The organism is Micromonospora sp. NPDC005171 (assembly GCF_040608575.1).
Lineage (GTDB): Bacteria > Actinomycetota > Actinomycetes > Mycobacteriales > Micromonosporaceae > Micromonospora.
Window position 1 is genome coordinate 191987 of sequence record NZ_JBEXIM010000003.1, and the last position, 18443, is coordinate 210429.

18 protein-coding genes are annotated in these 18443 nt (G+C 71.8%); 6 read left to right on the forward strand and 12 right to left on the reverse strand.

Going from position 1 to position 18443, the window contains the following annotated elements; all coding sequences use genetic code 11:
* Window positions 1–18: 18 nt before the first annotated feature.
* The 4 genes from ABZU74_RS07455 to ABZU74_RS07470 are packed head-to-tail and all read right to left on the reverse strand — an operon-like array spanning window position 19 to window position 2794.
* A complete protein-coding gene (locus tag ABZU74_RS07455; RefSeq protein ID WP_355419484.1) occupies window positions 19–1047 on the reverse strand; it encodes a tetratricopeptide repeat protein in 1029 nt (342 codons plus the stop codon).
* A gap of 10 nt (window positions 1048–1057) precedes the next feature.
* Window positions 1058–1543, reverse strand: a complete 486-nt coding sequence (gene ispF, locus ABZU74_RS07460; RefSeq protein ID WP_355419755.1) for a 2-C-methyl-D-erythritol 2,4-cyclodiphosphate synthase — start codon at window positions 1541–1543, stop codon at window positions 1058–1060.
* Window positions 1544–1556: 13 nt separating this feature from the next.
* Window positions 1557–2252, reverse strand: a complete 696-nt coding sequence (ispD, locus tag ABZU74_RS07465) for a 2-C-methyl-D-erythritol 4-phosphate cytidylyltransferase (protein WP_355419486.1) — start codon at window positions 2250–2252, stop codon at window positions 1557–1559.
* A 56-nt stretch (window positions 2253–2308) separates the two neighbouring features.
* Window positions 2309–2794 carry a CarD family transcriptional regulator gene (locus ABZU74_RS07470; RefSeq protein ID WP_203148040.1) on the reverse strand — a complete coding sequence of 162 codons (486 nt, stop codon included), beginning with the start codon at window positions 2792–2794 and terminating at the stop codon, window positions 2309–2311.
* A gap of 327 nt (window positions 2795–3121) precedes the next feature.
* Between ABZU74_RS07470 and ABZU74_RS07475 the strand changes: the two genes are divergently transcribed.
* Entirely contained in the window at window positions 3122–3814 is a 693-nt protein-coding gene (locus ABZU74_RS07475; protein WP_355419488.1) for a hypothetical protein, read from the forward strand.
* 8 nt (window positions 3815–3822) lie between these two features.
* On the opposite strand, the gene ABZU74_RS07480 is transcribed toward ABZU74_RS07475, so the two are convergent.
* The 4 genes from ABZU74_RS07480 to ABZU74_RS07495 form a co-directional block, all read right to left on the reverse strand.
* A complete protein-coding gene (locus tag ABZU74_RS07480; RefSeq protein ID WP_355419490.1) occupies window positions 3823–4470 on the reverse strand; it encodes a hypothetical protein in 648 nt (215 codons plus the stop codon).
* 24 nt (window positions 4471–4494) lie between these two features.
* Window positions 4495–5544, reverse strand: coding sequence for a type III polyketide synthase (locus tag ABZU74_RS07485; protein WP_355419492.1), 1050 nt, complete (start codon window positions 5542–5544; stop codon window positions 4495–4497).
* A 94-nt stretch (window positions 5545–5638) separates the two neighbouring features.
* Window positions 5639–6805, reverse strand: coding sequence for an acyl-CoA dehydrogenase family protein (locus tag ABZU74_RS07490; protein WP_355419494.1), 1167 nt, complete (start codon window positions 6803–6805; stop codon window positions 5639–5641).
* Window positions 6806–6846: 41 nt separating this feature from the next.
* The gene (locus tag ABZU74_RS07495) at window positions 6847–7620 is read right to left on the reverse strand and encodes a methyltransferase domain-containing protein (RefSeq protein WP_355419496.1); all 774 of its coding nucleotides are present in this window, start codon (window positions 7618–7620) and stop codon (window positions 6847–6849) included.
* Between the two features lie 46 nt (window positions 7621–7666).
* On the opposite strand from ABZU74_RS07495, the gene ABZU74_RS07500 reads away from it, so the two are divergent.
* From ABZU74_RS07500 to disA, 4 genes are all read left to right on the forward strand, one after another.
* Window positions 7667–8506 carry a UbiA family prenyltransferase gene (locus ABZU74_RS07500; protein ID WP_355419757.1) on the forward strand — a complete coding sequence of 280 codons (840 nt, stop codon included), beginning with the start codon at window positions 7667–7669 and terminating at the stop codon, window positions 8504–8506.
* Window positions 8507–8647: 141 nt separating this feature from the next.
* Window positions 8648–9427 (forward strand): hypothetical protein, encoded by a 780-nt coding sequence (locus ABZU74_RS07505; protein WP_355419498.1) that lies wholly within the window; start codon window positions 8648–8650, stop codon window positions 9425–9427.
* Between the two features lie 85 nt (window positions 9428–9512).
* Window positions 9513–10970, forward strand: coding sequence for a DNA repair protein RadA (radA, locus tag ABZU74_RS07510; protein WP_355419500.1), 1458 nt, complete (start codon window positions 9513–9515; stop codon window positions 10968–10970).
* A 131-nt stretch (window positions 10971–11101) separates the two neighbouring features.
* Complete coding sequence (gene disA, locus ABZU74_RS07515; protein ID WP_030327921.1) at window positions 11102–12286, forward strand: DNA integrity scanning diadenylate cyclase DisA; 1185 nt, start codon at window positions 11102–11104, stop codon at window positions 12284–12286.
* Between the two features lie 6 nt (window positions 12287–12292).
* Here the strand turns inward: disA and ABZU74_RS07520 are convergent, their stop codons facing one another.
* From ABZU74_RS07520 to ABZU74_RS07530, 3 genes are all read right to left on the reverse strand, one after another.
* Window positions 12293–13009 carry a hypothetical protein gene (locus tag ABZU74_RS07520; RefSeq protein ID WP_355419502.1) on the reverse strand — a complete coding sequence of 239 codons (717 nt, stop codon included), beginning with the start codon at window positions 13007–13009 and terminating at the stop codon, window positions 12293–12295.
* A gap of 106 nt (window positions 13010–13115) precedes the next feature.
* Entirely contained in the window at window positions 13116–13688 is a 573-nt protein-coding gene (locus tag ABZU74_RS07525; RefSeq protein ID WP_355419504.1) for a peptide deformylase, read from the reverse strand.
* Window positions 13685–14197: an ACT domain-containing protein gene (locus ABZU74_RS07530; RefSeq protein WP_355419506.1), complete on the reverse strand. Its 513-nt coding sequence runs from the start codon at window positions 14195–14197 to the stop codon at window positions 13685–13687. The genes ABZU74_RS07525 and ABZU74_RS07530 overlap by 4 nt, the downstream gene beginning before the upstream one ends.
* A 96-nt stretch (window positions 14198–14293) precedes the next feature.
* On the opposite strand from ABZU74_RS07530, the gene ABZU74_RS07535 reads away from it, so the two are divergent.
* Window positions 14294–15205: an A/G-specific adenine glycosylase gene (locus ABZU74_RS07535; RefSeq protein WP_355419508.1), complete on the forward strand. Its 912-nt coding sequence runs from the start codon at window positions 14294–14296 to the stop codon at window positions 15203–15205.
* A gap of 211 nt (window positions 15206–15416) precedes the next feature.
* Here ABZU74_RS07535 and ABZU74_RS07540 read toward each other — a convergent pair whose 3' ends face one another.
* Window positions 15417–17960 carry an ATP-dependent Clp protease ATP-binding subunit gene (locus ABZU74_RS07540; protein WP_030327930.1) on the reverse strand — a complete coding sequence of 848 codons (2544 nt, stop codon included), beginning with the start codon at window positions 17958–17960 and terminating at the stop codon, window positions 15417–15419.
* Window positions 17961–18443 lie beyond the last annotated feature (483 nt).

Genomic DNA, 18443 nt, shown 5'->3' on the forward strand with positions numbered 1-18443 from the left:
GCCCTTATGAAACGCGCCCTAGCGGATGGCGGTTCTGGTGAAGATGGCGAACTCGGCTACCGCAGTGACGGCGATGGCCAGCACCAGGGGCCACGGGGAGCCGACCACTGCGTACATCAGCAACAGCAGTGGCGCGGCGGCCACCGCGTAGATGGCCAGGGCCATCGCGCGGTCCGAGTGCAGCAGGGCGGGCAGGACCGTCCGGGTCAGCCCCGGCAGCCGGGCCGCGAGCTGCCAGACGACGACCCCGCCGGTGAGCGCGGCGAGCACCGCCACGATGCGGGAGAACCCGTCGTTCGCCGACGCCGCGAACGCGACCAGCACCGCCGCCACCAGCGACCAGCCCGCGCCGTAGAGCACCAGACGGTGCAGCCCGTAGGCGAGGGTCCGTGGCGAGTCGATCCGGCTCGGGCTGACCGTCACCGCCTCCGCGACGTGTTCCAACGCCTCCGACCAACGGCGCTGCTCCAGCCGCATGACACCCGTGTCGTGGCCGGCCTCGGCGATCCGCGGGTCGAGCCGCAGGGCCTCCCGGTAGGCCCGCTCGGCCAGGTCGAACAGGTCCAGGCGGGCGGCGACCAGGCTGAGCACCAGGTGCGCCTGCGGCTCCTGTGGGGCCAACTCGACACCGCGCCAGGCCGCGTTCAGCGCCGGCTGACCGTTGCGGGCGCCGGCCAGGATCGCCGCCGCGCTCCGCTGGGCGTACGCGTCGGTCGGGCCGAGGGCGAGGATCCGGTCGGCGGTGGCCGCCGACTCGCTGTAGCGCTCCAGGTCGGCCAGGGCCATGCCCCTGGCCACCAGCGGGGGCAGGGCCTCCGGTGCGGCGGCCACGGCCGTGTCGGCGGCGGTGAGTGCCTCGGCCGGGCGGTCGGCGGCCAGGTGCACCCGGGCCAGCATGGTGAGCGCGTCGACGTCATCCGGTTGGAGGGCCAACCCGTAGGCCAGCTCCCCGGCCGCCTCGTCGTAGCGGCCGAGTTCGGCGAGGAGTTGGGCCCGCTGGACGTAGCCGTCGGCGGCGGACTGGTCGGGGGCGGGGTCGCTGGACATCGCGGCGAGCTTAGGCGGCCGGCGCGTCGTACACCAGGGCCACAGCGACCCCGGCCAACCCTTCCTCACGGCCGGCGAAGCCGAGCCCGTCGGTGGTCGCCGCCGAGAGGGTGACCGGGGCGCCGACCGCAGCGGAGAGGACCTCCTGCGCCTCCGCACGACGCCGGCCGATCTTGGGACGGTTGCCGATGACCTGCACGGACACGTTGCCGATCTCCAGGCCGGCGGCCCGCACCCGACGGGCCGTCTCGGTCAGCAGCGCCACCCCGGACGCGCCGGCCCACTCCGGCTGGCCCACCCCGAAGGCGGAACCGAGATCACCGAGACCGGCTGCGGAGAGCAGCGCGTTGCAGGCGGCGTGCGCGGCCACGTCGGCGTCCGAGTGCCCGGCGAGACCGTCCTGGTCGGGCCAGAACAGCCCGGCCACCCAGCAGGGCCGGCCCGGCTCGAACGCGTGCACGTCGGTGCCGATGGCCACCCGGGGAACGATCATGATCAGAGGGTACGCGTCAGCCGCCGGCCGTAAGCAGATGCTCGGCCAGAGCCAGGTCGAACGGCCGGGTGATTTTCACTGCGTACTCCGAGCCGGGCACGCAGGTCACCCTGACGCCCTGCTTCTCAACCAGCCCGGCGTCGTCGGTGAGGGGGTCACCGGCGGCGGCGTGCGCGGCGCTGAGCACGGCCCGACGGAAACCCTGCGGGGTCTGCACCGCGCGCAGGGCGGACCGGTCGACGGTGCCGAGCACCACCTCGTCGGCGCCGACTTCCTTGATTGTGTCGACGACCGGCAGGACCGGAATCACCGCGTCACATCCGCCACGGACCGCCGCCGCGACGGATTCGACAAGCTCCGGCGGGGTGAGCGCCCGAGCGGCATCGTGCACCAGCACGATCGTCGGGCCGGCGGGCACCGCGGCCAGCGCGGCGGCCACCGACGCCTGTCGTTCCGCACCGCCGGGCACCACGATCACCGGTGCGACCGGGGCCAACAGCTCGCGGACTGCCTGCACCTCGGCGACCGGCGCGGCCACCACGATGGTGTGCACCGACGGCGCGGCGGCCAGTCGACGCACGGCGTGCACCAACAGCGGCTCACCGGCGAGCAGGCGCAGCGCCTTGGGTCGGCCGGGGCCGAGCCGGACGCCGGCACCCGCCGCAGGCACGAGGACCGCGACGTCACCGCGCGGATTGAGCTGCGCGGTCACGTCGCGGTCCTCGGTGGTTTCTTCACTACGAAGTGGGTACGACGATGCTGTGCGGACTAGGCCTCGGTGAGGACCTTGTCGAGCAGCGTCTCCGCCTCGTCCTTGGTGCTCTTCTCGGCCAGCGCGACCTCGCCGACGAGAATGTCGCGGGCCTTGGCGAGCATCCGCTTCTCGCCTGCAGAGAGGCCCCGCTCCCGCTCCCGGCGCCACAGGTCACGCACGACCTCGGCGACCTTCAGCGGGTTGCCGGAAGCCAGCTTTTCCAGATTGGCCTTGTAACGCCGCGACCAGTTGGTCGGCTCCTCGGTGTGCGGAGCCCGGAGAACGTCGAAGACCTTACCGAGGCCCTCTTCGCCGACCACCTCACGCACGCCCACGATCTCGGCATTCTCGGCGGGCACCCGGACCGTCAGGTCACCCTGCGCGACCCTCAGGACGAGGTATTTCTTAGGCTCGCCCTTGATGACCCGAGTCTCGATTGCCTCGATGAGTGCGGCCCCGTGGTGGGGGTAAACAACGGTCTCGCCGACACTGAAAACCATAGGTTCGAAACCCCTTTCGCTGTGTCTAGGGTAACACGGTCAGGCACTGATGTCTCTCCGATGTCCTGACCGTTGGCGCAGCTCAGGGGCCCTGTGAGAGGTCTTGCTTCAGCTTGACAGGCGGTCAAACCGATGGTTCGAACACGCTCCGTAACGGACAAATGACTGCCCGGTACGGGTGAACAGAACGTCGAGATCAAGGGCTATGCGCTCCTCCATGGTAGCCCGGCCAGCAGGACCGCGCCCAGATGTAGCGGGAGGAGCCCCTGGTGCGCGACCCTGGAGACCGAGCCGCACTCCGCTCTCGAGACGCTTCCAGGAGGTCCGATGGGCAAGCCGGACGCAGAGGGTCACGGGCCAGCCGACGGCCTGCCCGGCCTACCGCCCGAATGGGGCCGCGTGGTGGTTCCCGACGACGCCTCCGCGCTGGCCGCCGAGGCCGCTCAGGTCCGCCGTGAGCTGCGCCGGTCCAGTGGCCTCCCGGGCGGCTACCGGGCCCTGGGCCTACCGCTGGTGGTCCTGCTGGTGGCGGTCCTCACCACGCTGGCCGGCCTGCTGGCGGTCACCTGGCCGCGCGCCAACCGCGGCGCCGACCGGCCGACCCCGGCCCCCTACTCGCCACCCGCTGCCCTCACTGGTCGGGCGCTGCCCGCACTGGACCTGGTCGACGCGGACGACACACCAGTGCCATTGCGCGGCCTGCTACCCGCCATGATCATTTTGTTGGACGGCTGCCCCTGCCCGGACCGGGTCACCGACGCCCTGGAGGCCGCCCCCGCCGGCGTCTCCGTGGTCACCGTCACCGGCGGGCGGACGGCACCGGCCAGGCCCACCATCGAGCGGCAGGCTCGCGCCCTGGCCGACCCCGCCGGAGGTCTGCGTTCGTTCCTGGGCCAGCCGGCCCGCCCCGGCGCCGCGACCGCCCTGCTGGTCGACCGGGCCGGCACTGTGACCCGGGTGCTGCCCGACCTGGGCACGATCGAGTCCTACCGGAACGATCTCAGCGCCCTGGCCGCCTGACACACGCCCTAGCGGGGCAGCGCGACGAGCTGCGCCTGGATGTCGATGGGCCGGTCGACGGCCGACAGGGACACCCGGAACGGCCCGCCACCGGGCAGCACCTCGGCATTGGCGACAGTGCCGTCGCAGTCGATGCGCGGCTGGCCGACGATCTCGGCCCCGGTGCTCGTCACCGCCATCGTACCGGGCCGGGTGCACCGGTACTGGAGCAGGTAGCGGCCGCCGCCGTCGTCGCCGGCCTGGCGGGTCAGCCCCTGACCGGGAGCGAGCTCCCGCTCCTCCCGCCAGATCGTCTCCTGGAACGAGGGCAGGTCACCCGCGGGAAAGAGCACCGCGGGATCGCCCTCGATGTCGGTGATCGAGCCCGTCGCCGGGTCGAGCACCACCCGCGAGCCGCTACGCACCCGGAGGACCTCGCCGGTGTTGGGGTCCATCCGTATCGTCACCCGCTCGTCAGGCTCCTCCGGCAAGATGAAACGTTCAATCGGGGTGCTGACACTCGGCCCGGCCGATGGCACCACCGCCGAAGGACCAGCCGTCCCGGCCGTCGACGCGGGCGCGGCGGCACGCCACCACCAGGCACCGACGACCAGGACGGCCACCGCCGCGCCGAACAGGACCACCGAGCGCAGCCGGTCGTCCGATGTCACGTCCACCCCGTGAGCGTACCGGCCGGAGGCTCAGTCCTGTCGATCCAGCAGAGCGGCGTACAGGGTGAGGCCGGGGCCGAAGGCCAGCATGACGATGCGCCGAGCCGTCGGGGTCGCCCGGCCCAACCGGTCCAGGATCAGCAGGACGGTCGGCGACGAGCAGTTGCCGTGCTCGTCCAGCGTCGCCCGGGACGCCGCCAGCCCCAGCGGGGGCAACTCCAACTCCCGCTCGACCACGTTGAGGATCCGCGGCCCGCCCGGGTGCACAGCCCAACCGTCCACCTCGGAGCGGGCGAGGCCGTGCCGGGCCAACAGCTCGTCGACAAGCCCGCGGACGTGCCGCGACAGCACCTGCGGCACCTTCGGCGACAACCCCATCCGGAACCCCGCGTCGGTGACGTCCCAGGTCATGTGGTCGGCGGTCGAGGTGTCGGTGACGGCCGTGACCTCCCGTAGCGCGTACCCCCGACCCCCCGGCACGACCACGGCGGCGACCGCGGCGTCCGAGAAGAGCGCATGGGAGACGATCTGCTGGGTGTCCACCCGGGCGCTGGACGGCTGGATGTGCAGGCTGGTCAGCTCCGCGCAGAGCAGCAACGCCGGACGCCCCCGGGCGGCGACGAAGTCACTCGCCGCGCCGAGCCCCGGCAGTGCCGCGTAACAACCCATGTGACCGATGAACATCCGCTGGGTGTCAGCGGCCATGCCCAGGTCCCGGGCGAGCAGGATGTCCAGCCCCGGGGTGGCGTACCCGGTGCAGGAGCAGACGATGAACAGCCCGATGTCACTGGCGCTCAGCCCGGCCGCGGTCAACGCGCGACCCACCGCCTCCTTGCCCAGCGGCAGCGCCTCCACCTGATAGCGGCGCATCCGGCGCTCGGTCGGCCAGTCCGAGACGTCCTCCAGCAGCGGGTTGACCGCAGCCTGCCGCCGGGTCACCCCGGAGTTGGCGAAGATTCGCTGGGCCAACGACCGGGTGGTGCCGGAGAAGTGCCGGGAGAAGAAGCCCTCCCACAAATCGTCCTGCGAAGCAGACGGCGGCTGTGCTGTCCCGAGCCCCGCGATCACTGGTACGGACACGATCCCCACCTCTCGTCAGATGCTGTCCTCCCCCTGGCCGTCCCACCAGCCACCTCGGCTGGTCGTTCTTGCGTGCAAGCCCGACGCGGCGGGCTCACCAACGTGGTGCCGATCCGTCACGGTCCGGGTCGCCGCCCAGCGCGGCGATGCCGAGCCAGTCGGCGCAGACATCCGACGTCGCCGGGTGCAGTGAGCCGCAGCGGGCGTCGCGGTAGAGCCGCTCCAACGGATGACCACGGCGGGTGGCCGAGGTGCCCGCCGCCTCCAGCACCGACGCCGCCACCTCGGCGGCCGTGGTGCCGGCCAACAGCTTCGCCCGCCACACCCAGCGGTTGGTCTCCTCGTCACCGGGCGCCTCGTCCACCCGGCGGGCCGCCTCCGCCACCACCAGCTGCGCGGCGGCCGTCGCCGCGTCCGCCCGACCCAGCCGGGCCCGCACCGCCGGCAGACCGGCCAGGTTGCGGGCGTTGAGGTGCTCGGCCGCCGCGTCGATCGCCGCGCGGGCCACCCCCACGTAGACGGCCGCGTAGCTGGCCACCAGCCAGTGCGGCATCAGTTGGGCCACCACCAGCGCCAGCCCCTCCACCCCACCGAGCAGCCGGTCGGCGGGCACGCTGACGTCCAGGTGCAGATCGTGGGAGGAGGTGGCGCGCATGCCGAGCGAATCCCAGGTCGGCTCCACGGTCAGCCCGTCGCCGGCCGGCACCAGGAACTGGGAGACCACCGACTGGTCGGCCGCGCTGCGCGCCGCCACCAGGTAGCCGTCCGCGTGCCCGGCACCGGAGCAGAAGGTCTTGCTGCCCTTGAGCTGCCAGCCGCCGTCGATCGGCGCGTACGAGGTGGTCAGCTGGGACAGCCGCGCGCCCGCGCCTCGCTCGCTCATCGCGACCGCGTACCAGGAGCCCTGCGCCGCCGCGGTGAGCAGCCGGTCCCGGGCAGCCAGCGCCTCGTCCGGTACGCCCAGCGCCTCGGCCAACTCCTCGGTGACCGCGCCCAGCGCCCCGGTCACCGAGGCGTGCATGTTGAACACCAGAGCGGTCGCGCCGTTGCCCCGGGCAAGCTCAGTGGCCACCGCGGCGTACTCGGCGAAGGTGGCGCCCAGGCCGCCGAGCGCCCGGGGCACCATCAGCCCGAACAGGCCGGCCTCGCGCAGGTCGGCGAAGTCGTCCACGGGGAAGGAACCGTCCCGGTCGTGTTCGGCCGCCCGCGCGGCGAACCGAGGTGCCAACCGGCGTGCTGCCTCAAGCGCGTGCACCGTCATCTCGTCCCCTCCTTGGCGTTCCATACCCCGCCGCGGCCCGACTATCCTTTGCGGACCCCCCGGCCCTGGTAGAGCACGGCGGTGGACCGGGTCGGCACGATGCGCGGCGCACGGCCGGCGGGCACCGCGCCGGGCGTCCGGCCCGCGCGGGCGCGGCGCAGCAGCCAGGCGAGCACCCCGCCGACCTGCGGACGGATGCCCCGCAGCCGCAGGTCGACACCGTGTCGGGCGCACTCGGCCACCAGCGCCCGCGCGTCCACGAACAACAGTGGATCGTGGATGCCGCGCGGCACCGTCGGCAGCCGCTCGGCGATCCGGACCGCGACGAGCCGGGCCAGCGCCGTGTCGTTGAGGGTGTCCAGCACCAGCACGCCACCGGGGCGCAGCAGCCGACACGCCTCGGCCACCGCGCGCGGCCAGGCCGGCACGTGCTCCAACAACTCGCCCGCCGAGACCACGTCGGCGCAGCCGTCGGGCAGCGGGACCGCGGTCGCGTCACCCTGGACCACCCGCACCCCGTGCTCGGCCGCCTGGACGAGCGCTGAGCGGGTCAGATCCACCCCGACGTGGCGGTAGCCCTTGCCGGCCAGGTGCGGCGCGAGCAGGCCGGCGCCGCAGCCCAGGTCGACGAGCAACGCGTCCGGACGGGTGGCCGGCGGCACCAGCGCGGCACGCGCCTCCGCCAGCCAGTGCAGCATCGCGAACGCGCCATCCGGCCGCCACCACTCACCGGCCAGATCGTCGTACTGACGCGGATCGTTTCGCGGCAGCACCCTCGGGCCGGTGGACGCCCCGGCCGCAGCCACGTCTCGCATGGAACCGAGCGTGGCACGACTGCTCGGTAACGACCAGACTTCCCTTATGTCGTCGAGGGTGTTAGGGCTGGTCAGAGCGAGCCATCCGGAACCGGCCGCGGCGGTGACCACGGTGGCCGGTCTGCTGGCCTGGGGGGTGGGCCACCGGCCGACCGGAATCGTCTCGGTGGTGCTCGCCGTGCTGGCCAGCCAGCTCGCCGTCGGCTGGACCAACGACGCGCTGGACGCCGAGCGGGACGCCACTGTGGGGCGTACCGACAAACCGGTCGCCAGTGGGGCGGTCGGTCGACGCGTCACGGCCTGGGCCGCCGCAGTGGCCGCGGTGGCCTGCCCGCTGCTGGCGCTGACCACGAACCCGACTGCGGCGTTCTGGTTGACGCTCGCCCTGGTCTCCGCCCTGCTCTACGACTGGCCGCTCAAGGCCACCGCCTTTTCGGTGCTGCCCTACGCAGTGTCGTTCGGCGCGCTGCCGGCCTTCGTGGTGCTGGCGCTGCCCGGCCAGCCGACCCCGCCGGTCTGGCTGGTGACGGCCGCGGCCTGCCTGGGCGCCGGCGCGCACTTCGCCAACGTGCTACCCGACCTGGCCGACGACGCCCGCACCGGCGTGCGCGGCCTGCCCCACCGGCTGGGTGCCGCCGGCAGCCGGGTGGCCGCCGCGGGTCTCCTCCTCGCGGCGACCGCGACCCTGGTCCTCGGACCACCCGGGCCGCCGTCGGCGATCGGCTGGGCGGCGGTCGGCACTGCCGCCGTGGTGCCGCCACTGAGCTGGTACGCCGGGCGCTCGGCGAGCCGGGCCGGCCGGCGGCCGGTGGCGGCCTTCCGGGCGGTGATGCTGGTGGCCCTCATCGACGTGGTTCTGCTGGTGGCGAGCGGTCGGGTGGTGTGAACGCCCACCCGGGCAGGTGGCATTGCCGGGTCCGCGTGCGGGCCTCGATCAGCCCCAACTACCCTGGAGCGCGGTCTGCGCGGGTATGGCCACCGTGCCCGGCGTACGGCCCGGGTGGGGATTGTGACGAGGAGGACCGACGTGACGCGCTCGATCAGGGGATCCCGGCGGGCGGCCCTGTTGCTGTCCGGGATTGCGGCGGCCAGTCTGCTGGCTTCCGGATGCGGCACCGGTCAGATCGCCGAGACCGCCACCAAGGAGGCGTCGGTCCAGGGCGTCAGCCTCACGACCAGCAACGGTTCCTTCTCCGTGCGCGGCCTGCTGGTGGACTTCCCGGGCACCGAGGGTTACAAGGCCGGGCAGGACGCGGGGCTCGGCGCGGTGATCTACAACGACTCCAAGGAGACGGTGACGGTCACCGTCACCACGGAGAGCGCCCGCGAGGTGGTGATCAGCGGCGGCTCGGCGAGCCCGTCGCCGTCCGCCTCGGAGTCCGCCTCCCTGAGCCCGTCGCCGTCCGGTTCGGCCAGCCCGTCCAACTCGACCTCCGAATCGCCGAGCCCGTCGGTGACGCCGTCCGAGACCGGGTCGTCCTCGGCCACCCCGTCCGCCCCGGAGTCGGCGCGGGCGTCCGGTTCGGCCAGCCCCTCTGCTCCCGGCCAGCCGGCCCGGATCGAGCTGGCGCCGTTGAGCTACGTCCAGTTCAACTCCGAGGCCACCACCCAGCTCCGGCTGATCGGCCTGACCGAGGCGCTGCGCTCCGGCCAGAACGTCGTCGTGACCTTCGACTTCGGCAACGGCAACACGGTCACCGGCCAGGCGCCGGTAGCGGTGCCGCTCACCCCGGCGGCCCCTCCGTCGCCGATCATCGAGCGCGAGGGCGGCTACGAGGGCAACGAGGGCGGCACGACCCACGAGTGACCCGACCCGCACATCGACAAACGCCCCGGCGTGGTGACCACCACGCCGGGGTGTTTTCGTCGTACGCGGCGGCTAGCGTCCTGATGTGACAACCTCCCGATCGACTCCTCCGCGTGGCGGCACGGCCGGTGCCCCCCGTGGTCGGTCCGCCGCCCGCGATCCGCGTCCGGCCTACCAGTGCGACGCCTGCGGGCACCAGCCACCCAAGTGGGTGGGGCGCTGCCCGGAGTGCGGCGAGTGGGGGGCGGTGGTCGAGAACACGGTGACCGGCCCGACCGTCTCCGGTCGGGTGGTCAGCTCCCGGATGCCGTCCGAGCCGGCCCGACCGATCGCCACCATCAGCGCCGCTCCGGCCCGCGCCCGTCCCACCGGGGTGAGCGAGCTCGACCGGGTGCTCGGCGGCGGCCTGGTCCCGGGTGCCGTGGTGTTGCTCGCCGGCGAGCCCGGCGTGGGCAAGTCGACCCTCCTGCTCGATGTGGCGCAGCAGTGGGCGGTCGGCGCCGGGAGCCCTTCGCTGGTGGTCAGTGGCGAAGAGTCGGTCAGTCAGGTGCGCCTGCGCGCCGAGCGGATGGGCACCCTGCACGAGCAGCTCTACCTCGCTGCGGAGAGCGACCTGGCCTCGGTGCTCGGTCACCTCGACGCGGTCAAGCCGGGCCTGTTGGTGCTCGACTCGGTGCAGACCATCTCGACCACCGGCACCGAGGGGGTGCCCGGCGGGGTGACCCAGGTCCGCGCGGTCACCGCAGCGCTGGTCTCGGTCGCCAAGGAGCGGGGCATCGCCACAGTGCTGGTCGGGCACGTCACCAAGGACGGCCAGGTGGCCGGGCCTCGGGTGCTGGAGCACCTGGTCGACGTGGTGCTGCACTTCGAGGGCGACAAGCACTCGTCGCTGCGCCTGGTGCGCGGTGTGAAGAACAGGTTCGGCGCTGCCGACGAGGTGGGCTGCTTCGAGATGCACGAGGGCGGCATCAGCAGCCTGGCCGACCCGTCCGGGTTGTTCCTGACCCGCTACGCGGAGCCGGTCCCGGGCACCTGCGTGACGGTGGCGATGGAGGGGCGGCGGGCTCTGGTCACCGAGGTGCAGGCGCTGATCGGCGCGACAGTGGCGGGCTCTCCCCGACGCACCGTCTCCGGTCTCGACTCGGCGCGACTGGCGATGGTGCTCGCGGTGCTGCAACGGCGCACCGAGCGGCTGACCCTGCACGATCGGGAGGTCTTCGCGGCCACCGTCGGCGGGATCCGGGTGGTGGAGCCGGCAGCCGACCTGGCGGTGGCGCTGGCGGTCGCGTCCGGCGGGCTCAACCTGGCGATCGCGCCACACCTGGTGGCGATCGGCGAGGTGGGGCTGACCGGTGAGGTGCGTCGGGTCGGGGCGGTGCCGCGCCGGCTGGCCGAGGCGGCCCGGCTGGGGTTCAAGGTGGCCCTGGTGCCGCCCGGCTGCGGCCCGGCCAGCACCGGCGCCGGTCCCGAGCAGATGCGGGTGACCGAGGTCACCGACGTCCGTTCGGCCCTGCACCATGCGGCCCGTGCGTCCGCCGAGTGACCCACCGTGCCGACGAGGGCGGCGAAACCGGACAGCACGGTGCAAGCGGGAAACGTGGACAAGGGCGGCATCGTGACACATCACAGTAACCACGACAGCACCCACCGCACGGCAGTCCGTAGACTGTGCCCGTGCCGATCGACCGCGATACCACCAAGCCAGCCGGCGCGCCGCCCCAGGCCCGCACCGGCGCCGTGGGCTCGCCCGCCCGCCCGATCAGCGTGAGCGTGACGGCGGGAGCCGCCGGGAGCGCCGGGGATCCGCTGCGGGCCAACCTCGCCCTGATGGCCCCGGGCACCGCCTTGCGCGATGGTCTGGAGCGCATCCTGCGCGGCCGCACGGGCGCGCTCATCGTGCTCGGCTACGACAAGGTCGTCGAAGGCCTGTGCACCGGCGGCTTCCCGCTGGACGTGGAGTTCTCCGCGACCCGGGTGCGCGAGCTGTGCAAGATGGACGGCGCCGTCGTGCTCTCCAGCGACGGCACCAGGATCGTCCGGGCGGCCGTGCACCTGATGCCCGACCCGTCCATCCCGACGGAAGAGTCCGGCACACGGCACCGCACCGCCGAGCGGGTGGCCCGGCAGACCGGCTATCCGGTCATCTCGGTCAGCCAGTCCATGCGGATCATCAGCCTCTACGTCAACGGCCAACGGCACGTGCTCGACGACTCGGCGGCCATCCTCTCCCGGGCCAACCAGGCGCTCGCCACCCTGGAGCGCTACAAGCTCCGGCTGGACGAGGTCTCCGGCACGCTCTCCGCCCTGGAGATCGAGGATCTGGTCACCGTGCGGGACGCGGTGGCCGTGGTGCAGCGGCTGGAGATGGTTCGCCGGATTGCCGACGAGATCGCCGGCTACGTGGTGGAGCTGGGCACCGACGGTCGCCTGCTCGCCCTGCAACTCGACGAGCTGATGGCTGGCGTGGACGCCGACCGCACCCTGGTCATCCGGGACTACCTCCCCGTCGGCCGCAAGTCACGCACCCTGGACGAGGCTCTCGTCGAGCTGGACCTGCTCGGTGCCACCGAGCTGATCGACCTGGTGTCGGTGGCCAAGGCGATCGGCTACCCGGCCGCGTCCGACGCGCTCGACGCCGCGGTCAGCCCGCGCGGCTTCCGGCTGCTGGCCAAGGTGCCCCGACTGCCGGTGGCGGTGGTCGACCGCCTGGTGCTGCACTTCGGCAGCCTCCAGCGGCTGCTCGGGGCAACAGTGGAGGACCTGCAAGCCGTCGAAGGGGTCGGTGACGCTCGGGCCCGTGGCGTCCGTGAAGGGCTGTCCCGGCTCGCCGAGGCGTCCATCCTGGAGCGCTACGTCTGACCCGGCTCAGCCGGTGACGGTGAGCTTCACCGGGTCGCTGAGCTTCGTGCCGACCCGGGCGAACACCTGGTACGACCCGGCCGGCGCGAACGGCCCGGCGGCCAGCGCACCGTCGCAGCGGCTGGTGTCCCGCCCGTTCCACGGCACCTGGTAGGAGCGCACGAAGCCCGGCGTGAAGGACTGCGGGTCCGAGCCCTGGACCTTGCCGCAGGTGTCCGACGACCAGACCTTCTCGGCGCCGGACTTGATGAAGATCTCCTGGAGGTCGGCGCCGACGTTGCGACTGCACGTCCGGTTCGACGTGTTCTTGATCTTCAGTTGCAGCTCGACCACAGCACCTCGCTGCACCGAGGTCGGGCTCGCCGACGAGACCACGCTGATCTCGTCGTCGGTGCAGGTGCCGTCGTCCTCCGAACCGGCCGCCGCGCCCAGTGGCGGTGTGTTGCTGGTGATCGCCGGGCTCGGATTCGTCGCACCCGAATCAGCGGACGCCGACGATGACGGGGCACCGGTCTGCGGTGTCAGCACCGGCCCGCCGGGACCAGACGTCGCGGCGGACGTCGCCGACGGGGAACCTCCCGCCGTCGGCTTCTGGCCGCCGGAACGATCCGAACCGGTGCAGGAGTAGAGCAGGACCATCAGGAACAGAAACCCCGCTCCGAGTACGACGGCGCGACGCCGCCAGTACACGGCGGGTGGCAGGGGGCCGACCGTCAGACGCATGATGCCCTCCACCGTAGCCGCGCCGTACCCGGCAGTGCGCCGCGACGCGCCGAAACCGATTCGAGGGGTACGCCCAATCCTCCACTGAGGACAAACGGCGCGCCGGTCACAGGTAGACCTTGCGCTGGTAGACCGCATGCGCACCGGCCACCCGGTCCAGGAAGAGTAGCCCCGCGCAGTGGTCGATCTCGTGCTGCAACGCCCGAGCCTCGAAGCCGTCGGTCACCAGTCGGACCGGCTCGCCGCTGCCCGGCAGGTCACCCTCCACCACCAGCCGGCTGGCCCGCTTCACGTCCCCGGTCAGGTCCGGCACCGACATGCAGCCCTCCCGGCCCGGCTTCCACCGCGTCGCCTCCACCACCCGCGCGTTGCACAACACGAACGTGCCGTGCACGGTCACCGCCTTCGGGTGCCCGGTCACGTCCACGGCGAAGACCCGAGCGCCCACCCCGACCTGCGGTGCGGCCAGCCCGACACAGCCCGGCGAGACCTTCATCGTGGCCACCAGGTCGGCCGCCAACTGGACCGTCTCGTCGGCGGTGGGATCGACCTCGTCCGCCGCCCGACTCAACACCGGATGCGGGGCGGACACCACCGCCCGCACCTCGCCCGGCACGTCCAGCGACTCCGGTGTCCAGCCCCCCAGGCCGAGCTCCGGCCCGCGCTCCTCGCCGGTCACAACAAATCCGGGTCCGCCGGCCGGAGGGTGACCTCCACGCCCAGCTCGGCAGCCGTCCGGTGCAGCCGGTCGATCAGAGTGTCCGCCACACCGGCCGGCAACTCGACCTCCGCCAGGACCACGTAGAGCGCACCTGTCAACCGGGTACTCAGGTCGGTGACGTTCCCGCCGGCATCCACAAGCACCCGCGTCATCGCCGCGACGATCCCCATCCGGTCGGAACCGTGCACCGCCATCACGTACGGCTCACCCGCCGGAGGCACATCGCCGTCGGGGGTGACCGCGCGTACCGTGGCCAGCAGCTGACCCTCGGCGGCCAGCGACGCCAGTGCGGCCTCGACCTCGGCGGCGGCCGGGCCGGTGCAGATGAGGGTCATCGCGAAATGCCCCCGCAGCCGCGTCATCGTGCTGTCGGTGAGGTTCGCGCCCAGCCGGGCCAGCACCTCCGCGACGTCGGCCACGATGCCCGGCCGGTCCCGACCGATGACGGTGATCGCGAGCTCGTTCATCCGGGCATTCTCCCCCGTCCGCCGAACGACGAGGTGGCACCCCGCCCGAGCCGCCCATCAAACGGGAACGCCGGGCGTGGCATCATCGACGACGCCATGACTCAACCCGACTTCGCCACAGTGGTCAGCCGCTGGTTCCAGCAACACGCCCGTGACCTGCCGTGGCGCGAGCCCGGCGTCACCCCGTGGGCCATCCTGGTCAGCGAGGTCATGCTCCAGCAGACACCTGTGGTCCGGGTGGTGCCGGCCTGGCATGCCTGGCTGGCCCGCTGGCCGGAGCCGGCCGCGTTGGCGGCGGACACCCCAGCCGAGGCGATCCGGATGTGGGGACGCCTCGGCTACCCCCGTCGGGCGGTCCGGTTGCGCGAGTGCGCGGTCGCGATCGTCGACCGGCACGGCGGCCAGGTGCCGGACCGGCTGGAGCAACTGCTGGCGTTGCCCGGAGTCGGCACCTACACGGCACGGGCGGTGGCCGCCTTCGCGTACGGGCAGCGGCACCCGGTGGTCGACACGAACGTACGCCGGGTGGTGTGCCGGGCGGTGGCCGGCGAACCGGACGCCGGTCCGGTCACCCGACCAGCCGACCTGGTCGCCACCGAGGAGCTGCTTCCACTGGAACCGGCCGCAGCGGCGTTGGCCAGCGCCGCGTTCATGGAACTGGGCGCGGTGATCTGCACAGCCCGGTCACCGCGCTGCACCGCCTGCCCCGTCGAGTCGGTCTGCGCATGGCGGACGTCTGGCCAGGAGGCGCCGGCGGGGCCGACCCGCCGACCGCAGCGGTACGCGGGCACCGACCGGCAGGTACGCGGCCTGTTGCTCGGAGTGCTCCGGGACAGCACCGGGCCGGTCCCGCACCAGCGGCTGGACCAGGTCTGGGCCGACGACGTGCAACGCGCCCGCGCCCTCGCCGGCCTGGTGCAGGACGGGCTGGTCGAATCGGCCGGCGCTGACTTCTTCCGCCTGGTGGGTGACGGGCCGTCCCGCCCAACCGCCGACCTCACCACCTGACCACCGCCCATTCGAGCATCGGCCGGTCCCCACCGCAAGATCGTGCTCGATCCTGGATGTAGTGGTGTCGGCCGCCCCGGATGCCACTACATCCAGGATGTTGCGCGATCTTGCGGCCCGGGTGCGCGGCGGGTGCTGCTGTTCGGGTGACGCAGAAAGGCGGGGCCCCGGTGGCTTGCGCCACCGGGGCCCCGCCCCTTGCTGGTTCTGTTTACTCGTCCACGCCTGCGGCGGCGGTGCCAGCGGCGGTGCCACCGAGGTCGGCCGGGACGGCGTCCGGAACTTCAACCGGCTTGTCCGAGCCCCGGAAGACGAGCTTGGACTTGTCGATGTCGTCCGGGTCGCCTTCGCAGTCGACCACGACGATCTGACCCGGGGTCAGCTCGTTGAACAGGATCCGCTCGGAGAGGTTGTCCTCGATGTCGCGCTGAATCGTGCGACGAAGCGGACGGGCACCGAGCACCGGGTCGAAGCCCTTCGCGGCCAGGTACTTCTTGGCGTTGTCGGTCAGCTCCAGACCCATGTCCTTGTTACGCAGCTGGCCCTCGATCCGCTGGATCATGATGTCCACGATCGAGAGGATCTCGGTCTGGCGCAGCTGGTGGAAGACGATGGTGTCGTCGATCCGGTTGAGGAACTCAGGCCGGAAGTGCTGCTTGAGCTCGTCGTTGACCTTCTGCTTCATCCGGTCGTAGTTGGACTCGGAGTCCTCCGACTGCTGGAAGCCCAGCGACACCGCCTTGGCGACGTCACGGGTGCCCAGGTTGGTGGTCAGGATGATGACCGTGTTCTTGAAGTCCACGATCCGACCCTGACCGTCGGTGAGCCGACCGTCTTCGAGGATCTGCAGGAGCGTGTTGAACACGTCCGGGTGAGCCTTCTCGATCTCGTCGAAGAGGACCACCGAGAACGGCCGACGCCGCACCTTCTCGGTCAGCTGCCCGCCCTCGTCGTAGCCGACGTAGCCGGGAGGGGCACCCACGAGCCGCGACACCGTGTAACGGTCGTGGAACTCGGACATGTCCAGCTGGATGAGGGCGTCCTCGCTGCCGAAGAGGAACTCGGCGAGCGCCTTGGACAGCTCGGTCTTACCGACACCGGACGGGCCGGCGAAGATGAACGAGCCCGACGGGCGCTTCGGGTCCTTCAGGCCGGCCCGGGTACGCCGGATCGCCTTCGAGACCGCCTTGACCGCGTCCTCCTGGCCGATGACGCGCTTGTGCAGCTCGTCCTCCATGCGCAGCAGGCGCGAGGTCTCCTCCTCGGTCAGCTTGTAGACCGGGATGCCGGTCCAGTTGCCGAGCACCTCGGCGATCTGCTCGTCGTCAACCTCGCTGACGACGTCCAGGTCACCGGCCTTCCACTCCTTCTCCCGCTGAGCCTTCTGCCCGAGGAGCTGCTTCTCCTTGTCGCGCAGCTGCGCGGCGCGCTCGAAGTCCTGCGCATCGATCGCCGACTCCTTGTCACGACGCACCTGGGCGATGCGCTCGTCGAAGTCACGCAGGTCTGGCGGCGCGGTCATCCGACGGATCCGCATTCGCGCACCGGCCTCGTCGATCAGGTCGATCGCCTTGTCCGGCAGGAAGCGGTCGGAGATGTACCGGTCGGCCAGGGTCGCGGCGGCCACGAGAGCGGCATCCGTGATCGAGACGCGGTGGTGAGCCTCGTAGCGGTCACGCAGGCCCTTGAGGATCTCGATGGTGTGGGCCAGCGACGGCTCACCCACCTGGATCGGCTGGAAGCGGCGCTCGAGAGCGGCGTCCTTCTCCAGGTGCTTGCGGTATTCGTCGAGCGTGGTGGCACCGATGGTCTGCAGCTCACCACGGGCCAGCATCGGCTTGAGGATGCTCGCGGCGTCGATCGCGCCCTCGGCGGCACCCGCACCCACCAGGGTGTGGATCTCGTCGATGAACAGGATGATGTCGCCGCGGGTGCGGATCTCCTTGAGGACCTTCTTGAGGCGCTCCTCGAAGTCACCGCGGTAGCGGGAACCGGCGACGAGCGCGCCCAGGTCGAGCGTGTAGAGCTGCTTGTCCTTCAGAGTCTCGGGCACCTCGCCCTTGATGATCTTTTGGGACAGGCCCTCCACCACGGCGGTCTTACCGACGCCGGGCTCACCGATCAGGACCGGGTTGTTCTTGGTACGGCGGGAGAGCACCTGCATGACCCGCTCGATTTCCTTCTCGCGCCCGATGACCGGGTCGAGCTTGCCCTCACGAGCGGCCTGAGTCAGGTTGCGGCCGAACTGGTCCAGCACCAGGCTGGTCGACGGCGCGGCCTCACCCGGCGCGGCGCCCGCCGCGGCAGGCTCCTTGCCCTGGTAGCCGGAAAGCAGCTGGATCACCTGCTGGCGGACCCGGTTGAGGTCGGCGCCGAGCTTGACCAGCACCTGGGCGGCAACGCCCTCGCCCTCACGGATCAGCCCGAGCAGGATGTGCTCAGTGCCGATGTAGTTGTGGCCGAGCTGCAGCGCCTCGCGCAGCGACAGCTCCAGCACCTTCTTGGCCCGCGGCGTGAACGGAATGTGCCCGCTCGGCGCCTGCTGGCCCTGGCCGATGATCTCCTCGACCTGCTGACGGACGCCCTCCAGGGAGATGCCGAGGCTCTCCAGGGCCTTTGCCGCGACGCCTTCACCTTCGTGGATCAGGCCCAGCAGGATGTGTTCCGTACCGATGTAGTTGTGGTTGAGCATCCGGGCCTCTTCTTGGGCCAGGACGACAACCCGTCGCGCTCGGTCGGTGAACCGCTCGAACATGCCCTCGTGCTCCTCACGTGCCGTGCGCCTTGATGGTCAAGATCTTGGCGGGGCCGGTGCACGAACGTCCAGGACGGGCGTCCGTGCCTCCTTACTCTATCGTCGCTGACCGACTCAGCTGAGGTCGTGTGTCTCTGGTCTGGGTCGGTTCCACGTCGTTTTGGACAACCGTCCGCGCTCAGGAGGTGTTCCGGTAGCCCTGTCGCTACGCGCAGAGCGAAATCCGACTGGCTCCACCGAAGCCCGATCCGGGGTCCGGAAGGCTTCCCGGAGGCTCCGGAGGGGTGGACCGGCGTTCGCTACGAGCGCCGCGCCCGCCCCTGGGGGAGGTTGTCCACAGGCTGTGGACAGCTGGTCCACTGGTTGTGGACAACGTCGGTCTGCCCGGAATGCTTCCCGGCCTGGAACGGGCACGACGACGCCGGCAGAACGGAGGCACGAAGCCGAGCCGAAACGGGCACAACGCTCCGGAACGGACATAAA

Excerpts from the sequence above, each read along its gene's own strand:
- ABZU74_RS07455 (WP_355419484.1), bottom strand. The coding sequence starts at position 1,047 with ATGTCCAGCGACCCCGCCCCCGACCAGTCCGCCGCCGACGGCTACGTC.
- ABZU74_RS07470 (WP_203148040.1), bottom strand. The coding sequence starts at position 2,794 with ATGGTTTTCAGTGTCGGCGAGACCGTTGTTTACCCCCACCACGGGGCC.
- ABZU74_RS07475 (WP_355419488.1), top strand. The coding sequence starts at position 3,122 with ATGGGCAAGCCGGACGCAGAGGGTCACGGGCCAGCCGACGGCCTGCCC.
- ABZU74_RS07490 (WP_355419494.1), bottom strand. The coding sequence starts at position 6,805 with ATGACGGTGCACGCGCTTGAGGCAGCACGCCGGTTGGCACCTCGGTTC.
- ABZU74_RS07495 (WP_355419496.1), bottom strand. The coding sequence starts at position 7,620 with ATGCGAGACGTGGCTGCGGCCGGGGCGTCCACCGGCCCGAGGGTGCTG.
- ABZU74_RS07500 (WP_355419757.1), top strand. The coding sequence starts at position 7,667 with ATGTCGTCGAGGGTGTTAGGGCTGGTCAGAGCGAGCCATCCGGAACCG.
- ABZU74_RS07520 (WP_355419502.1), bottom strand. The coding sequence starts at position 13,009 with ATGCGTCTGACGGTCGGCCCCCTGCCACCCGCCGTGTACTGGCGGCGT.
- ABZU74_RS07530 (WP_355419506.1), bottom strand. The coding sequence starts at position 14,197 with ATGAACGAGCTCGCGATCACCGTCATCGGTCGGGACCGGCCGGGCATC.
- ABZU74_RS07535 (WP_355419508.1), top strand. The coding sequence starts at position 14,294 with ATGACTCAACCCGACTTCGCCACAGTGGTCAGCCGCTGGTTCCAGCAA.
- ABZU74_RS07540 (WP_030327930.1), bottom strand. The coding sequence starts at position 17,960 with ATGTTCGAGCGGTTCACCGACCGAGCGCGACGGGTTGTCGTCCTGGCC.